The following is a 13,706-nucleotide window of genomic DNA, read 5'->3' as shown; positions in this document are numbered from 1 at the left end:
GCGCGTGACCGACACGATCCTCGTCCTGACCGAAGACACGCTGAACCCGGCCGACGTGCAGCACATCCTGTCGCTGCACCAGGACGAGCAGCTCGCCTACCGGGTCCTGGTGCCTGCCGACACGGAGCGCAACGTGATCTCCGGGATCATCGACCACCTGAGCGTGGGCGAGCTCAAGGAGGCGTGGGACGAGGTCCTCGGTCGCGAGCCCTCGCCCGCCACGGCCAAGGCGGAGGCGAGCGAGCAGCTCGAGCGCAGCGTGGCCGAGCTCCGCGCGGCGGGCCGCGAGGCGGACGGGGCCGTCGTCGACGACGACCCGCTGCCGGCGCTGCGCACGGCCGTGGCGTCCGGCGGCGCGCGCGAGATCGTCGTCGTGACGTACCCGCACGCGGTCGAGGACACGTTCCACACCGACTGGGCGTCCCGCGCGCGCGAGGAGCTCCACGTCCCCGTGCTGCACCTCTACTCGGGCACGAGCGAGCTCGGCTGACGCGTCCCTGCGTGCCGCACGAGCGCCCCGGTCACTCCCCGCGGACGCGGTGCCCCGCGCGACGGATGGTCGCGCGGGCGAGCTGGTCGGTCGAGTCGAGGTAGAGCGGGTCGGCGAGCAGGTCGTGGTCGACGGCGACGACCGACAGCTCCGTGCAGCCCAGCACGATCGCCTGGGCGCCCCGCTCGACGAGCCGGCCCGCGACGGCACGGAACGTCTCGATGTCGACCGGCCGGCCGGCCTTGACCTGCTCGTAGATGATCTGCGACACGAGGGTCTGGTCGGCGTCGTCCGGGACGAGCGCGTCGACACCGTGGCGCGCGAACGCGTCCTGGTAGACGCCCGAGGCCGCGGTCCCCGCCGTCGCGAGCAGCCCCACCGCGCGCAGGTCGCCGACCCGGGACCGGGCCGCGTCGACCGTCGTGTCGATGATGGAGACGAAGGGGACGCTGATGGCGTCGAGCACCTGCTGCGTGAAGTAGTGCGCGGTGTTGCACGGCATCACGAGGAAGTCCGCCCCGAAGCGCTCGAGCCGCTGCGCGTCGCGCGCCAGCACCGGGCCGGGGTCGGCGTCCGAGCGGCCGAGGATGAACGCCGTGCGGTCGGGGATGGTCGCGTGGTTGAGCACGACGGCGTCCACGTGGTCCTGGTCGCGCTCCGCCTCCGTGAGCTCGACGAGGAGCTGGAGGAAGTACGCCGTGGCGAGGGGGCCGACACCTCCGAGCACTCCGACGAGGGGCTGGGCGTGGTCCTGGTCCGGTCGCGACGTCACCTGTGGATCCTACGGCGGCCCACGTCCCGGACACCGCCTCGGCCGCCGCGCCCATCCCGGCATGCTGGGACGATGGCTCCGATGCTCGCCGGCCCGGCGGTCGACCCGCGCGTCTTCGCGACGCCCCAGCCCGTGCTCGACACGGGCGACGGGCTGCGGCTGCGCCCGTGGACCGGCGACGACGCCCCCGCGCTGCGCGCCGTGTACGACGACCCGGCGGTCCGGCGGTGGCACGTCCGCTCGCTAGCGTCCGACGACGAGGCGCGCGACGTCGTGCTCGGGTGGGCGGCGCGCTGGGGCGAGGGGGACGGTGCCTCGTGGGCCGTCGTCGGCCAGGAGGGCACGCTCCGCGGGCGCGTGGCGCTGCGCGACGTGTCGCTGCACGACGGGAGCGCCGAGGTCGCCTACTGGACGGTGCCCGAGGCCCGGGGGCGAGGGGTCGCGCCGCGGGCGCTGCGCACGGCGACGCAATGGGCCTTCGAGTCCGGCTTCCACCGCCTCTGGCTCGAGCACTCGGTCGACAACGCGGCGTCGTGCCGTGCCGCGGTCTCCGCGGGGTACGCCCCGGAGGGCGTCCGGCGCTCGGCCGTGCTTCACGCGGACGGGTGGCACGACATGCACACCCACGCGTGGATCGCGCCCGGGCCGTCGCTAGGGTGACGGCCATGACACTGCGCCACGTCCTGTTCGACGCCGACGGCGTGCTCCAGCACATCCCCGAGGGCTGGTACGCGGCGGTCGAGCGCTACCTCGGGGACCGGACCCGGGAGTTCCTGCTCGAGACCTGGAGCGAGGAGCTGCCCATGCTCGTGGGCGACGGCGACTACCTCCCCGTGCTCGCCGCGGGTCTGGAACGGTACGGCGTGGCGGAGCCCGCGGAGGACGTGTACCGCGCGATCTGGTTCGACGCGCTCGAGGTCGTCGACGCGTCGTTCGAGCTCGTGCGCGCGCTGCGCGCGAGCGGCTACGGCGTGCACCTCGGCACCAACCAGGAGAGCCGCCGCGTGCCATTCATGCGCACGGCCCTCGGCTACGACGCCGAGTTCGACACGAGCTGGTACTCGTGCGAGCTCGGGCTCGCCAAGCCGGACCCGCGGTTCTTCCTCGAGGCCGCACGGCGGATGGGCACGGACCCGGGCGAGGTGCTCTTCGTCGACGACACCGCGCGCAACGTCGAGGGCGCGCGCGCCGCGGGCATGGTCGGGGTGCACTGGGACGTCTCGCGGGGCCACGACGAGCTCGTGCGCGTGCTGGCCGGGCACGGCGTCGCCGTCCGCGCCGGTCAGGACCCCACGGACGAGGACGCCGGGGGCGAGGGCGTCGACCGGGGCGCCGCCGAACCCGGCCCGTAGGATGGCGGACGCCCGCCGACCACACAGAGAAACGGACGACCCTCCGCGATGACGTACGGCAACGCCGAGTTCCTCCCCATCGTCCTGGGGACCAACCTCAACACCTACAACATCGCGAGGTCGTTGCACGAGGCGTACGGCGTCCGCACGCTGGCCCTGGGCCGCTTCCCCCTGCGGGAGACGGCGGACTCCCGCATCGTCGACGTGCGTACCTACCGCGACTTCGACGACCCCGAGCGCATCGTCGCGGTCCTGCGCGAGCTCGCGGAGGAGTTCCCGGGCCGCAAGCGCCTGCTCATCGCGAACATCGAGTTCTACACGAACGTCGTCATCGCCCACCGGGCGGAGCTCGAGGACCTCTACGTCATCCCGCTCGTCGGCGAGGAGCTGGCCGCGCGCCTCATGAACAAGACGGACTTCGCGCGCACGTGCGCGGAGCTGGGCGTGCCGCACCCGGAGACGGTGATCGCCACGGCGGCCGACGTCGACGCCCCCGGCTTCGGGGAGGACCTCCCCTTCCCGTACCCGCTCATCCTCAAGCCGGCCGACACCGACACCTACCCGCGCCTGCGGTTCGAGGGCAAGAAGAAGGTGTACCTCGTCCAGGACGCGGCGGAGCTGCGCGACGTCGCACGCCGCATCTACGCCGCGGGCTACACCGACGACCTCATCGTGCAGGAGTACCTCGCGGGCGACGAGTCGGTCATGCGCGTGGTCAACACGTACTCCGACCGGCACGGCCGGCTGCGGTTCCTCTCCGCCGCCCAGATCGTGCTCGGTGAGTACGACCCGAAGCTCGTGGGCAACTACAACGCCGTCGTGACGATGAAGGACGACAAGCTCACCGAGTCGGTCCGGCACCTGCTCGACAGCCTCGGCTACGTGGGCGCCGCGAACCTCGACGTCATGTACGACCGCCGCACCGGCACGAGCAAGATCCTCGAGGTCAACCTGCGCCAGGGCGCGGCGAGCTTCTACACGATGGCCGCCGGCGGCAACCTCGCGCGCTGCTACGTCGAGGACCTGGTGCACGGGCGCGAGCTGCCCGAGCAGGTCACGTCGGAGGCGCGGCTGTGGGTCAACGTGCCCTACCCGGTCGTCCGGGCGCTCGTCCCGGTGTCGCTGCGCCACCGCGTGAAGAAGGCCCGCAAGCACGGGGTCTGGCACACGCTGCGCTACGCGCCCGACAGGAGCCTGCGCCGCCGGGTCGACGTGTGGCGCGTCGACCTGCGCCACACGCTCGACTACGTGAAGTTCGCGCGCTCGCGCCCCTCGGCGTGACCCCGGCCGATCGGGCGCCGACCAGGCGGTCTCGGTCCGTCCCGGATCGCTGACGGACGCGGACCGCCTGTTCGGCCGTCAGGGATCGCCTGGTCGGGGGGCTCAGGAGCTCAGCGCGGACCGCACCGCCTCGACGATCCGGCGCGCCGTCGCGACCCCGACCGTGGTCGGCAGGTTGACGACGCGCGCCACGAGGTCCTCGGTCGTCGCCAGCGCCGGGTCTCCCGGCGTGTACCCGTACACCGCCGGGTCGTCCGGGCCGGGGAACAGCGCGGGCCGGTACCACTTGCCGACGTAGAACCCGGCGGCCGTGAGCTCCCGCACGAGCCGGTCGGCGGTCGCGGCGTCCGGAGCGAAGAACGGGAACCGGACCAGCGGCGCGCGCTCGCCGATGCCCGCCGGCACCTCGACGACGTCGGACAGGCCGCGCACGTACTCCGCGACCGTGTCCGCGCGGCGCGCCTCGACGTCACCGCTCGACCGCAGCGCGTCGACCATCCGGTCGGTGACCCACGCCGACGGCCGCTGCGGCGGGTGCGCGAGCCCGCCCCGGTTCTCGACGGGAGCGATCGCCGGCTCGTACGCGCCGACGGCGGTCAGCGCGCCGCGGACCTTGCCCGCCGCCCCGCCGGGGAGGCGGTTGAGCACGCGGACCTGCGTGCGGAAGCTGCGCGCGGCGAGGTCGAGCCGTGCCCCCACGACCGGCAGCGCGTCGAGCGCGGAGACGATCGCGGCGCGCAGCGCGGGCTCGAGCGCGGGGTTCACCCACACGGCGCCACCGAACCGCGTGGGGAGCATCTTCTCGACGCCGAACGAGTGGAACGACACGTCCGCGGCGGGCGACCCGTCGGTGTCGCGCGCGAGGCGCGTGACGCAGTGCGCGCTGTCCTCCACGAGGAGCGCGCCGACGGAGCGAGCCGCGGCACGCAGCCGGAGCGCGGTCGCGTCGTCGACGATGCCGAACGTGTTCTGGAGCACGACGGCGCGCGTGGCCGGCCCGACGGCGAGCCGGTCGGGGTCGATCGCGACCGTCGCCGGGGAGACCTCGGCGTAGACCGGCCGCAGCCCGGCGACGAGGACCGGGTCGACCGCCGTCGAGCACGTGAACACCTGGGTGACCACGTCGCCCGCCCCGCGCGCCTCGGCGAGCGCCCGGAACACGACCTCCATCCCGTAGCGGGCCTTGAAGACGAGGAACCAGTCGGCCGGGTCGGTACCCGTCCGGTCGGCGAGCATCCTCGTCGCGGTCGCGTCCTGGGCGTGGCGGCTCATCGTTCTCCGTGTCGTCGGTGTCGGGGTGGGGCCCGTGAGGGGCGCCGGGCCTAGCCTGCCACGTCGGCGGGACCCGACGTCCGACAGCCCCACCCCCGGGGCGCGGTGGGGCCCGGACGTGGGCCGCACGCGCCGACGGCGGCCGCCGCGCCGGAGCGCGACGACCGCCGTCGGGGCGTGCGGTGGTGAGCCGTCAGGCGTCGGACTCGGTCCGGTCGCCCGACCACTCGGTGTGGAACGTGCCCGCCTTGTCGACGCGGCGGTAGGTGTGCGCGCCGAAGAAGTCGCGCTGCGCCTGGATGAGCGCGGCGGGCAGACGCTCGGCGCGGACGCCGTCGTAGTACGCGAGCGACGAGGAGAACGCCGGCGTGGGGACGCCGTTCAGCGCGGCCTGCGAGACCACGCGGCGCCAGGCCGCGAGGCCGTTGCCCACCGCGCCGGTGAAGTACTCGTCCGCGAGGAGCAGCGGGAGCTGCGCGTCGCGCTCGTAGGCCTCGGTGATGCGGTTGAGGAAGCGCGCGCGGATGATGCAGCCACCACGCCAGATGCGGGCCATCGCGCCGCGGTCGATGTCCCAGCCGTACTCGGCGGACGCCGCCGCGATCTGGTCGAAGCCCTGCGAGTACGCGACGACCTTGGACGCGTAGAGCGCGAGGCGCACGTCCTCGACGAACGCGTCGCGGTCCTGCACGTCCCACGCCGCGGCGTCGGCGGGCAGCGCCGCACGGCCCGCCTCGCGCTGCGGGACCGAGCCGGACAGCGCGCGGGCGAACGTCGCCTCGGCGATACCCGTGATCGGCACGCCGAGGTCGAGGCCGTTCTGGACCGTCCAGCGGCCGGTGCCCTTCTGCTCCGCCTGGTCGAGCACGACGTCGACGAACGCCTTGCCGGTCTCCGCGTCCACGTGCTGGAGCACGTCGGCGGTGATCTCGATGAGGAACGACTCGAGGTCGCCCGTGTTCCACTGCGCGAAGATCTCGCCGATCTCCTGCGCGGACGCGCCGAGCCCCTGCTTGAGCAGGTCGTACGCCTCGGCGATGAGCTGCATGTCGGCGTACTCGATGCCGTTGTGCACCATCTTGACGAAGTGGCCGGCACCGTCGGGCCCGACGTAGGTGCAGCACGGCACGCCGTCGACCTTCGCCGAGATGTCCTCGAGGATCGGGCCGAGGCTCTGGTACGACTCGCGCGTGCCGCCGGGCATGATCGACGGGCCGTTGAGCGCGCCCTCCTCGCCGCCCGAGACCCCGGTGCCGACGAAGTGCAGGCCCTGGGCCGCGAGCGCCTTCTCCCGACGGATCGTGTCGGGGAAGTGCGCGTTGCCGGCGTCGACGACGATGTCGCCCTCCTCCAGCAGCGGCACGAGCTCGTCGATGACGGCGTCGGTCGCCGCGCCGGCCTTGACCATGATGACGACCTTGCGCGGGCGCTCGAGCGACGCGACGAAGTCGGCCATCGACTCGGACGGGACGAAGTCGCCCTCGCTGCCCGCCTCGGCGATCAGGGACTCGGTCTTGGCGTACGAGCGGTTGTGCACCGCGACCGTGTAGCCGTGCCGGGCGAAGTTGCGGGCCAGGTTGCGACCCATGACGGCGAGTCCGGTCACACCGATCTGTGCGCGTGCTGACATCTGCTTCCCTGCTCCTCGAGGGTCGGTCCCGGCGCACGACGGCCGCGCGGGGAGGGCGCGGAACCGGACCGGGCCGGGCGGGAGCGCGGCCGGGTGCACCGGTGGTGGATACGCGGCCAGCCTAGTCCTCGTGCGCCGCACCGCTCCCGAGCGGCCACGATCCGGTCACCGGAAGCGTTCTTGACGAAGTCGGGATCACGATTCGATGACACCCGCGCGGCGCGCGTCCGGTTCGTCCCGTCGGCTCGTAGTGTGCCGAGGGTGATCACTGCTCACGGGACCGACGCTCCCCCGGCGTTCCGTGCCGCCCTCGACGCTCTCGGCGCGCGGCGGCTGCGACCCGAGGTGACGCTGCGCGAGGTCCCCGCCCCCCGTCGGATCGCGCCGTGGTCGGTCGCGCTCACGGGCGAGGTGGAGGCCGCGCGCTCCGAGGACCCCGACCTCGCGTCGGGGCGGTTCATCGTGCTCCACGACCCCGACGGCCAGGAGGCCTGGCAGGGGACCTTCCGCGTGGTGACGATGGTGCGCGCCACGCTCGAGCCGGAGATGGCGTCGGAGGAGATGCTCGCCGAGGTCGCGTGGACGTGGCTCGAAGACGCGCTCCACGACACCGGCGCGGCCGTCCGCGCGGAGGGTGGCACGGTGACGCGCGTCCTGTCGCAGAGCTTCGGCGCGCTCGCCGGGAAGCACAACGACGTCGAGCTGGAGATGCGCGCGTCGTGGACCCCGGTGCCCGCGGGGAGCGCCGGTGCGGCCGACCTCGGTGACCACCTCGCGGCCTGGGCGCAGCTGCTGTGCACGGCCGCCGGGCTGCCGCCCCTGCCCGACGGCGTGACGCCGCTCGGTGCTCGACCCCCCGCCCGACGCAATACCGTGGGCCCATGAGCTCGACCGCAGCACCCGCACCCCCGCCGCTCGACCCGACGCCCGAGACCGGCACGCCGCAGACCGTCGTCACGCCGCTCACCGAGCCGTCCGACGGGCTCGGCCACGTCGTCGACACCCCGGCGGCCTTCGCGCGCGTCGTCGACGCGTTCGCCGCCGCGAGCGGCCCGGTCGCCGCCGACGCGGAGCGCGCGTCGGGCTACCGCTACGGTCAGCGCACGTACCTCGTCCAGGTCCGCCGCGAGGGCGCGGGGACGGCGCTCGTCGACCCCGTCGCGGTGCCCGACCTGTCGCCGCTGCGCGAGGCCGTCGGCGAGGCCGAGTGGGTGCTGCACGCCGCGTCGCAGGACCTGCCGGGCCTCGCCGAGCACGGCGTGGTCCCGGCGAGCGTGTTCGACACCGAGCTCGCGGCGCGGCTGCTCGGCATGGAGCGCGTGGGCCTCGCGGCCGTCGTCGCGGACGTGCTCGGCCTGGGGCTCGCGAAGGAGCACTCGGCGGTCGACTGGTCGACCCGCCCGCTCCCCGACGACTGGCTGCGGTACGCGGCGCTCGACGTCGAGGTGCTCGTCCCGCTGCGTCGTGCGCTCGGCGAGCGGCTCGACGAGGCGGGCAAGACCGGGTGGGCGGCGGAGGAGTTCGAGGCGGTGCGGACCGCCGGTCCGCCCGCACCGCGTCCCGAGCCGTGGCGGCGGACGTCCGGCACGCACACGCTGCGCGACCCGCGCCGCCTGGCGGTCGTGCGGAGCCTGTGGGAGGCCCGCGACGCGACCGCCCGCGCGCGGGACATCGCTCCGGGCCGGGTGCTGCCCGACCGGGCGATCGTCGCCGCGGCGGAGGCGCTGCCCCGCACGGCCGGCCAGCTCGTCGAGCTTCCCCCGTTCGCGGGCAAGGGCACGCGTCGCCGGGCCGCGTACTGGCAGCGCGCGATCGACGCCGCGCTCGCGCTGCCCGCGAGCGCCCTCCCGACGACGCGCGGGCCGCGCACCGACGCCCCGCCGCCGCCGCGCGCGTGGGCCGACCGTGACCCCGGTGCCGCTGCCCGCCTGGAGGCCGCGCGCGGCGTCGTCCAGGGGATCTCGGAGCGGTTCGCGGTCCCCGTGGAGAACGTGCTCCAGCCCGACGCGCTGCGGCGCCTGTGCTGGACGCCGCCGGACCCGCTCGACGCGGCGGGGATCGCCGCGTTCCTGCACGGGCGCGGTGCGCGCGACTGGCAGGTGGCGCTCGTCGCCGAGCCCCTCGCGGAGGCGTTCGCGAGCATCGACCGGGCGTAGCGAACGGGTAGGGTCGTCCGCGTGCACGACGCGAACCTGACGATCCGGACAGTCACCGACCGCGCCTCCTGGGACGCCCGGGTGAACGAGCTCGGCGGCCACCCCCTCCAGCTCTGGGGCTGGGGCGAGGTCAAGGCCACGGGAGCATGGACCCCGCACCGCGTGGAGGCGGTGGACGCCGACGGACGCGTCCGCGGCCTGGCACAGGTGCTCGTGCGCTCGCTCCCGGCGCAGTTCAAGGCGCTGTGCCACGTGCCGCGCGGTCCGGTGATCGCGCCGGCCGGGCCGTCGGGCACGGGACCAGGCACGTGGGGGTCCGGACCGGGTGTGGGCGACGACGCGACGCGCGACGCCGTGACCCGGGCGGTCGTCGCGTGGTGCAAGTCGACCGTCGGTGGCGTGGGCATCACGATCGAGCCCGACTGGCCGGTCGGGACCCACCTCGCGCTCCCGGACGCCCGGCCCGCGGCGAACCCGATCCTCTACCCGGTGACCCTGATCCTCGACCTGACGAAGTCGCAGGACGAGCTGACGAAGGCCATGGGCAAGACGACGCGGTACGACATCCGCAAGGCCGCCCGCACGGGCCTCGAGGTGCGCCGCGTGACGGACGAGGCGGAGGTGCGCCAGGTCCTGGACGTCTACCACGAGACGGCCGAGCGCGCGGGCTTCGCGCTCCACGACGACGAGTACTACCTCGCGATCCACCGCGAGCTCGGCGAGCACTCGGTGCTCGTCGCCGCGTTCTCCGAGGGCGCGCCGGTGTCCTTCGTGTGGTGCGTGTCGTCCGCGACGACGTCGTTCGAGCTCTACGGCGGGATCAACGACGCGGGGCGCAAGCTGCGCGCGAACGCGCCCGTGAAGTGGCACGCGATCACGCTCGCCCAGGACGCGGGCCTCGTGCGCTACGACATGAACGGTCTGCTCAACGACGGGATCAGCGAGTTCAAGCGCAGCTTCGCCCAGCACGACGACGAGCTCGTGCACAGCGTCGACGTGCCGTTCTCGATGTGGTACTCGGCGTGGAACAAGGGCCTGCCGACCGCGAAGAAGGTCGTGCGCAAGCTCCGCGGGAGCCGCTGACCGACGCTCTGGGGCTTCCCTCGCCACTCCGAGAGACCCGGTATCGCCCGATGCGATACCGGGTCTCTTCATGTCGTAGCATCGGTCTCGTGCTTTACCGATACTCGCGGTAGCGTGTATCGCACGTACGACCCCCGAGCGGTGCCGCTCCCGGACACCGCCGTCCCGACCATCTGCATCGGATGGAGATGCCATGACCGTGGCCAACGAGGCCCCCTCTCCCACCTCGGCACCCACCCAGGCCGCGCGCCGCCGCCCCGTCCGCGACGTCGTCTTCGTCGAGGGCGTGCGCAGCCCGTTCGGCAAGGCGCGCCCCGACGGGATCTACGCCGAGACGCGCGCGGACGACCTCGCCGTGAAGACGATCCGCGAGCTCCTGCGCCGTCGCCCCGAGCTGCCCGCCGAGCGCATCGACGAGCTCGCGCTCGCCGCGACGACGCAGACCGGCGACCAGGGCCTCACGCTCGGCCGCAGCGTGGCCGTCCTCGCGGGCCTGCCCAAGTCGGTGCCCGGCTTCGCGATCGACCGCATGTGCGCGGGCGCGATGACCGCGGTCACGACCACCGCGGCGAACGTCGCCGTGGGCGCCCAGGACGTCGTGGTCGCGGGCGGCGTCGAGCACATGGGCCACCACCCGATGGGCGAGGGGTCGGACCCGAACCCGCGGTTCGTCGCCGAGCGCCTCGTCGACTCGTCCGCGCTCGTCATGGGCGCGACGGCCGAGAACCTGCACGACCGGTATCCGCACCTCACCAAGGAGCGCGCCGACGCGTACGCCGTCGCGAGCCAGGCCAAGTACGCCAAGGCCCTCGCGAACGGCGACATCTCCCCCGACCTCGTACCGGTCGCGACGCGGTCGACCGAGCTCGGCTGGGGCTTGGCCACGGCCGACGAGCTGCCCCGCCCCGGTACCACGGTCGACTCGATCCGCGACCTCAAGACCCCGTTCCGCCCCGGCGGGAAGGTCACCGCGGGCAACGCCTCGCCGCTGACCGACGGAGCGACGGCGTGCCTGCTCGCCGCCGGCGAGGTCGCCGACGAGCTCGGCCTGCCGGCGCGCATGCGCCTCGTCGCGTACGCGTACGCGGGCGTCGACCCCGAGGTCATGGGCATCGGCCCCGTCCCCGCGACCGAGCGCGCGCTCGCGTCCGCGGGCCTGACGATCGACGACATCGGCCTGTTCGAGATCAACGAGGCGTTCGCGGTGCAGGTGCTCGCGTTCCTCGACCACTTCGGCATCGCCGACGACGACGAGCGCGTCAACCAGTACGGCGGCGCGATCGCCATGGGCCACCCGCTCGCCTCGTCGGGCGTGCGCCTCATGACGCAGCTCGCGCGCCAGTTCGAGCAGCACCCCGAGGTGCGCTACGGCCTGACGACCATGTGCGTCGGCCTCGGCATGGGCGGCACCGTCCTCTGGGAGAACCCGCACCACGCCGACTACTCCGGCCACACCCTCGAGACCGCGGAGAACTGACGATGAGCGCACCCACCGACACCCAGACCTCCGCCCCCGCCGAGCAGGGCGCCACGAAGGAGACCTCGCGCGGCGAGCGCGTCACGCACTCGCTCGTGCGCGACGTCGCGCTCCCCGGCGGGACGGGCACGCTCGCCCTGCTCACGCTCGACAACGGGCTCGACCACACCAAGCCGACGACGCTCGGCCCCGAGGGCCTCGCCGAGCTGCACACGGCTCTCGAGGCGCTGCGCCGCCGGGCGGCGGACGGCGAGATCGTCGCCGTCGCGATCACGGGCAAGCCGTACTTCCTCGCCGCCGGCGCGGACCTCACGCAGGCCGCGGCCGTCCAGGTCCGCGACGACGCGCTCGCCCTCGGGCGGGCCGGTCACGCCGCCTACACGCTGCTCCAGGACATGGGCGTGCCGACGTTCGCGTTCGTCAACGGCGTCGCTCTCGGCGGCGGCCTCGAGGTGGCGCTCAACTGCACGTACCGCACCGTCGCCTCCGACGCCGGCGCGCTCGCGCTGCCCGAGGTCGGCCTGGGCCTGGTCCCGGGCTGGGGCGGCGCCTACCTCGTGCCGCGCCTGCTGGGCGTCGAGAAGGCGATGGACGTCATCCTCGCCCGCCCGGCCGCGAACAAGCCGTTCAAGGCCAAGGAGGCGTACGAGATCGGGCTCGTCGACGCGTTCTTCGAGGCCCCCGACTTCCTCGAGTCGTCGCTGCGCTGGGCCGAGGCCGTGCTGCGCGGCGAGATCGTCGTCGAGCGTCGCGAGCTCGACCCGCAGCCCGTGTGGGACGCCGTCGTCGCGGGCACGCGCCAGCGCCTCGACGCCGTGGTCGCGGGCTCCCGCCCCGCCCCGTACCGCGCGCTCGACCTGGTCGCCGCCGCGCGCACCGCGTCGCGCGAGGAGGCGTTCGCCGCCGAGGACGAGGCCCTCGCGGACCTCATCATGAGCGACGAGATGCGCGCGAGCGTCTACGCGTTCCAGCTCGTCTCGAAGGGCAAGCGGCCGCAGGGCGCGCCCGACGCGAAGCTCGCCCGCCCGGTCACCCGCGTCGGGATCGTCGGCGCCGGGCTCATGGCGGCACAGATCGCGCTGCTGTTCGCCCAGCGCCTCCAGGTGCCGGTCGTCATGCGCGACCTCGACCAGGAGCGCGTCGACAAGGGTCTCGGCTACGTGCGCGCGACGGTCGAGAAGCTCGTCGGCTCGGGCCGCATGTCCGCGGACACCGGCGCGCGCATCGTCGGCTCGGTCCACGGCACGACCGAGCTCGGCGACTTCGCGGGCTGCGACGTCGTCATCGAGGCGGTCACGGAGATCCTGGGGCTCAAGAAGAAGGTCTTCGCCGAGCTCGAGGGCGTCCTCTCGCCCGACGCCGTGCTGCTGACCAACACGTCCGCGCTGTCGATCACGGAGATGGCGGCCGACCTGCAGCACCCCGAGCGCGTCGTCGGGATGCACTTCTTCAACCCGGTCGCCCAGATGCCGCTCGTCGAGATCATCCAGGCGGCCAAGACGGACGACGCCGCGCTCGCCACGGCGTTCGCCATGACGAAGAAGCTCCGCAAGACGGCCGTCCTCGTCGCCGACCGCCCCGGGTTCGTCGTCAACCGCCTGCTCATCCTGCTCATGGGCAAGATCGTCGAGGCGGTCGAGAGCGGCACGCCGGTCGAGGTCGCGGACCGCGCCGTCGCGCCGCTCGGCCTGCCGATGCCGCCGTTCGCGCTGTTCGACCTCGTCGGCCCGGCCGTGGGCCTGCACGTCCTCACGTCGCTGCGCGAGGACCTGGGCGAGCGGTTCCCCGAGTCCCCCGGCCTCCAGCGCATCGTCGACGAGCAGATCCCCGTCGTCCTCGACGCGCCGAAGGGCCTGCCCAAGCCCGTCGACCCGGCGATCCAGCGGGTCTTCGGAACCGGCGAGGCGGGCGGTGCGGGGGCGCTGGACGAGGCCGGCGTCCTCGACTCCGTGCTCACCGCGCTCACGCAGGAGATCGGGCTCATGCTCGACGAGGGCGTCGTCGCGAGCCCGTCCCAGATCGACCTCTGCATGATCCTCGGCGCGGGGTGGGGCTTCCACCTCGGCGGTATCACGCCGTACCTGGACCGCGCTGGGTACAGCGAGAAGGTCCTGGGCCACCGGTTCCTGCCCGACGGCGTCGCGAACGTCCCGGCGGCTTCGCGCGCCTGACCGACCGGGGTCGGACACCGGG

General features: G+C 74.0%; 12 protein-coding genes. 9 read left to right on the top strand and 3 right to left on the bottom strand.

The features are described from left to right. Nucleotides 1-4 precede the first annotated feature (4 nt). Complete coding sequence (locus ACN9MS_RS09615) at nucleotides 5-490, top strand: hypothetical protein (protein WP_426311691.1); 486 nt, start codon at nucleotides 5-7, stop codon at nucleotides 488-490. Between the two features lie 31 nt (nucleotides 491-521). On the opposite strand, the gene ACN9MS_RS09610 is transcribed toward ACN9MS_RS09615, so the two are convergent. Continuing rightward, nucleotides 522-1,262 (bottom strand): aspartate/glutamate racemase family protein, encoded by a 741-nt coding sequence (locus ACN9MS_RS09610; protein WP_426311690.1) that lies wholly within the window; start codon nucleotides 1,260-1,262, stop codon nucleotides 522-524. 72 nt (nucleotides 1,263-1,334) lie between these two features. Between ACN9MS_RS09610 and ACN9MS_RS09605 the strand changes: the two genes are divergently transcribed. The 3 genes from ACN9MS_RS09605 to ACN9MS_RS09595 are packed head-to-tail and all read left to right on the top strand — an operon-like array spanning nucleotide 1,335 to nucleotide 3,895. Beyond that, entirely contained in the window at nucleotides 1,335-1,922 is a 588-nt protein-coding gene (locus tag ACN9MS_RS09605; protein WP_426311689.1) for a GNAT family N-acetyltransferase, read from the top strand. Between the two features lie 5 nt (nucleotides 1,923-1,927). Further along, nucleotides 1,928-2,614: an HAD family hydrolase gene (locus tag ACN9MS_RS09600; protein WP_426311688.1), complete on the top strand. Its 687-nt coding sequence runs from the start codon at nucleotides 1,928-1,930 to the stop codon at nucleotides 2,612-2,614. Nucleotides 2,615-2,662: 48 nt separating this feature from the next. Next, complete coding sequence (locus ACN9MS_RS09595) at nucleotides 2,663-3,895, top strand: hypothetical protein (protein ID WP_426311687.1); 1,233 nt, start codon at nucleotides 2,663-2,665, stop codon at nucleotides 3,893-3,895. Nucleotides 3,896-3,997: 102 nt separating this feature from the next. On the opposite strand, the gene ACN9MS_RS09590 is transcribed toward ACN9MS_RS09595, so the two are convergent. Together ACN9MS_RS09590 and gndA are read right to left on the bottom strand one after the other, a co-directional pair. Continuing rightward, nucleotides 3,998-5,167, bottom strand: a complete 1,170-nt coding sequence (locus tag ACN9MS_RS09590; RefSeq protein ID WP_426311686.1) for a DegT/DnrJ/EryC1/StrS family aminotransferase — start codon at nucleotides 5,165-5,167, stop codon at nucleotides 3,998-4,000. Nucleotides 5,168-5,360: 193 nt separating this feature from the next. Continuing rightward, nucleotides 5,361-6,797, bottom strand: coding sequence for an NADP-dependent phosphogluconate dehydrogenase (gene gndA, locus ACN9MS_RS09585; protein ID WP_087471924.1), 1,437 nt, complete (start codon nucleotides 6,795-6,797; stop codon nucleotides 5,361-5,363). A 261-nt stretch (nucleotides 6,798-7,058) separates the two neighbouring features. Here gndA and ACN9MS_RS09580 point away from each other — a divergent pair, with 261 nt between their 5' ends. From ACN9MS_RS09580 to ACN9MS_RS09560, 5 genes are all read left to right on the top strand, one after another. Next, complete coding sequence (locus tag ACN9MS_RS09580) at nucleotides 7,059-7,682, top strand: DUF3000 domain-containing protein (protein WP_426311685.1); 624 nt, start codon at nucleotides 7,059-7,061, stop codon at nucleotides 7,680-7,682. After that, entirely contained in the window at nucleotides 7,679-8,953 is a 1,275-nt protein-coding gene (locus tag ACN9MS_RS09575) for an HRDC domain-containing protein (RefSeq protein ID WP_426311684.1), read from the top strand. The genes ACN9MS_RS09580 and ACN9MS_RS09575 overlap by 4 nt, the downstream gene beginning before the upstream one ends. 21 nt (nucleotides 8,954-8,974) lie before the next feature. Next, nucleotides 8,975-10,036, top strand: a complete 1,062-nt coding sequence (locus tag ACN9MS_RS09570) for a lipid II:glycine glycyltransferase FemX (protein ID WP_426311683.1) — start codon at nucleotides 8,975-8,977, stop codon at nucleotides 10,034-10,036. A 193-nt stretch (nucleotides 10,037-10,229) separates the two neighbouring features. Further along, complete coding sequence (locus ACN9MS_RS09565; protein WP_426311682.1) at nucleotides 10,230-11,513, top strand: thiolase family protein; 1,284 nt, start codon at nucleotides 10,230-10,232, stop codon at nucleotides 11,511-11,513. 2 nt (nucleotides 11,514-11,515) lie between these two features. Next, nucleotides 11,516-13,684: a 3-hydroxyacyl-CoA dehydrogenase NAD-binding domain-containing protein gene (locus ACN9MS_RS09560; RefSeq protein WP_426311681.1), complete on the top strand. Its 2,169-nt coding sequence runs from the start codon at nucleotides 11,516-11,518 to the stop codon at nucleotides 13,682-13,684. The last annotated feature ends 22 nt before the right edge of the window (nucleotides 13,685-13,706 follow it).

Source organism: Cellulosimicrobium sp. E-16 (genome assembly GCF_049913115.1).
Taxonomy (GTDB): Bacteria; Actinomycetota; Actinomycetes; order Actinomycetales; family Cellulomonadaceae; genus Cellulosimicrobium.
Note: the sequence above shows the minus strand (reverse complement) of the source record. Positions and strands in the feature narration are given on the sequence as shown.

What these genes read in the sequence shown, in the direction of transcription:
- ACN9MS_RS09605 (WP_426311689.1), top strand. Translation starts at nt 1,335, where the DNA reads ATGGCTCCGATGCTCGCCGGCCCGGCGGTCGACCCGCGCGTCTTCGCG.
- ACN9MS_RS09600 (WP_426311688.1), top strand. Translation starts at nt 1,928, where the DNA reads ATGACACTGCGCCACGTCCTGTTCGACGCCGACGGCGTGCTCCAGCAC.
- ACN9MS_RS09595 (WP_426311687.1), top strand. Translation starts at nt 2,663, where the DNA reads ATGACGTACGGCAACGCCGAGTTCCTCCCCATCGTCCTGGGGACCAAC.
- ACN9MS_RS09590 (WP_426311686.1), bottom strand. Translation starts at nt 5,167, where the DNA reads ATGAGCCGCCACGCCCAGGACGCGACCGCGACGAGGATGCTCGCCGAC.
- gndA (WP_087471924.1), bottom strand. Translation starts at nt 6,797, where the DNA reads ATGTCAGCACGCGCACAGATCGGTGTGACCGGACTCGCCGTCATGGGT.
- ACN9MS_RS09575 (WP_426311684.1), top strand. Translation starts at nt 7,679, where the DNA reads ATGAGCTCGACCGCAGCACCCGCACCCCCGCCGCTCGACCCGACGCCC.
- ACN9MS_RS09565 (WP_426311682.1), top strand. Translation starts at nt 10,230, where the DNA reads ATGACCGTGGCCAACGAGGCCCCCTCTCCCACCTCGGCACCCACCCAG.
- ACN9MS_RS09560 (WP_426311681.1), top strand. Translation starts at nt 11,516, where the DNA reads ATGAGCGCACCCACCGACACCCAGACCTCCGCCCCCGCCGAGCAGGGC.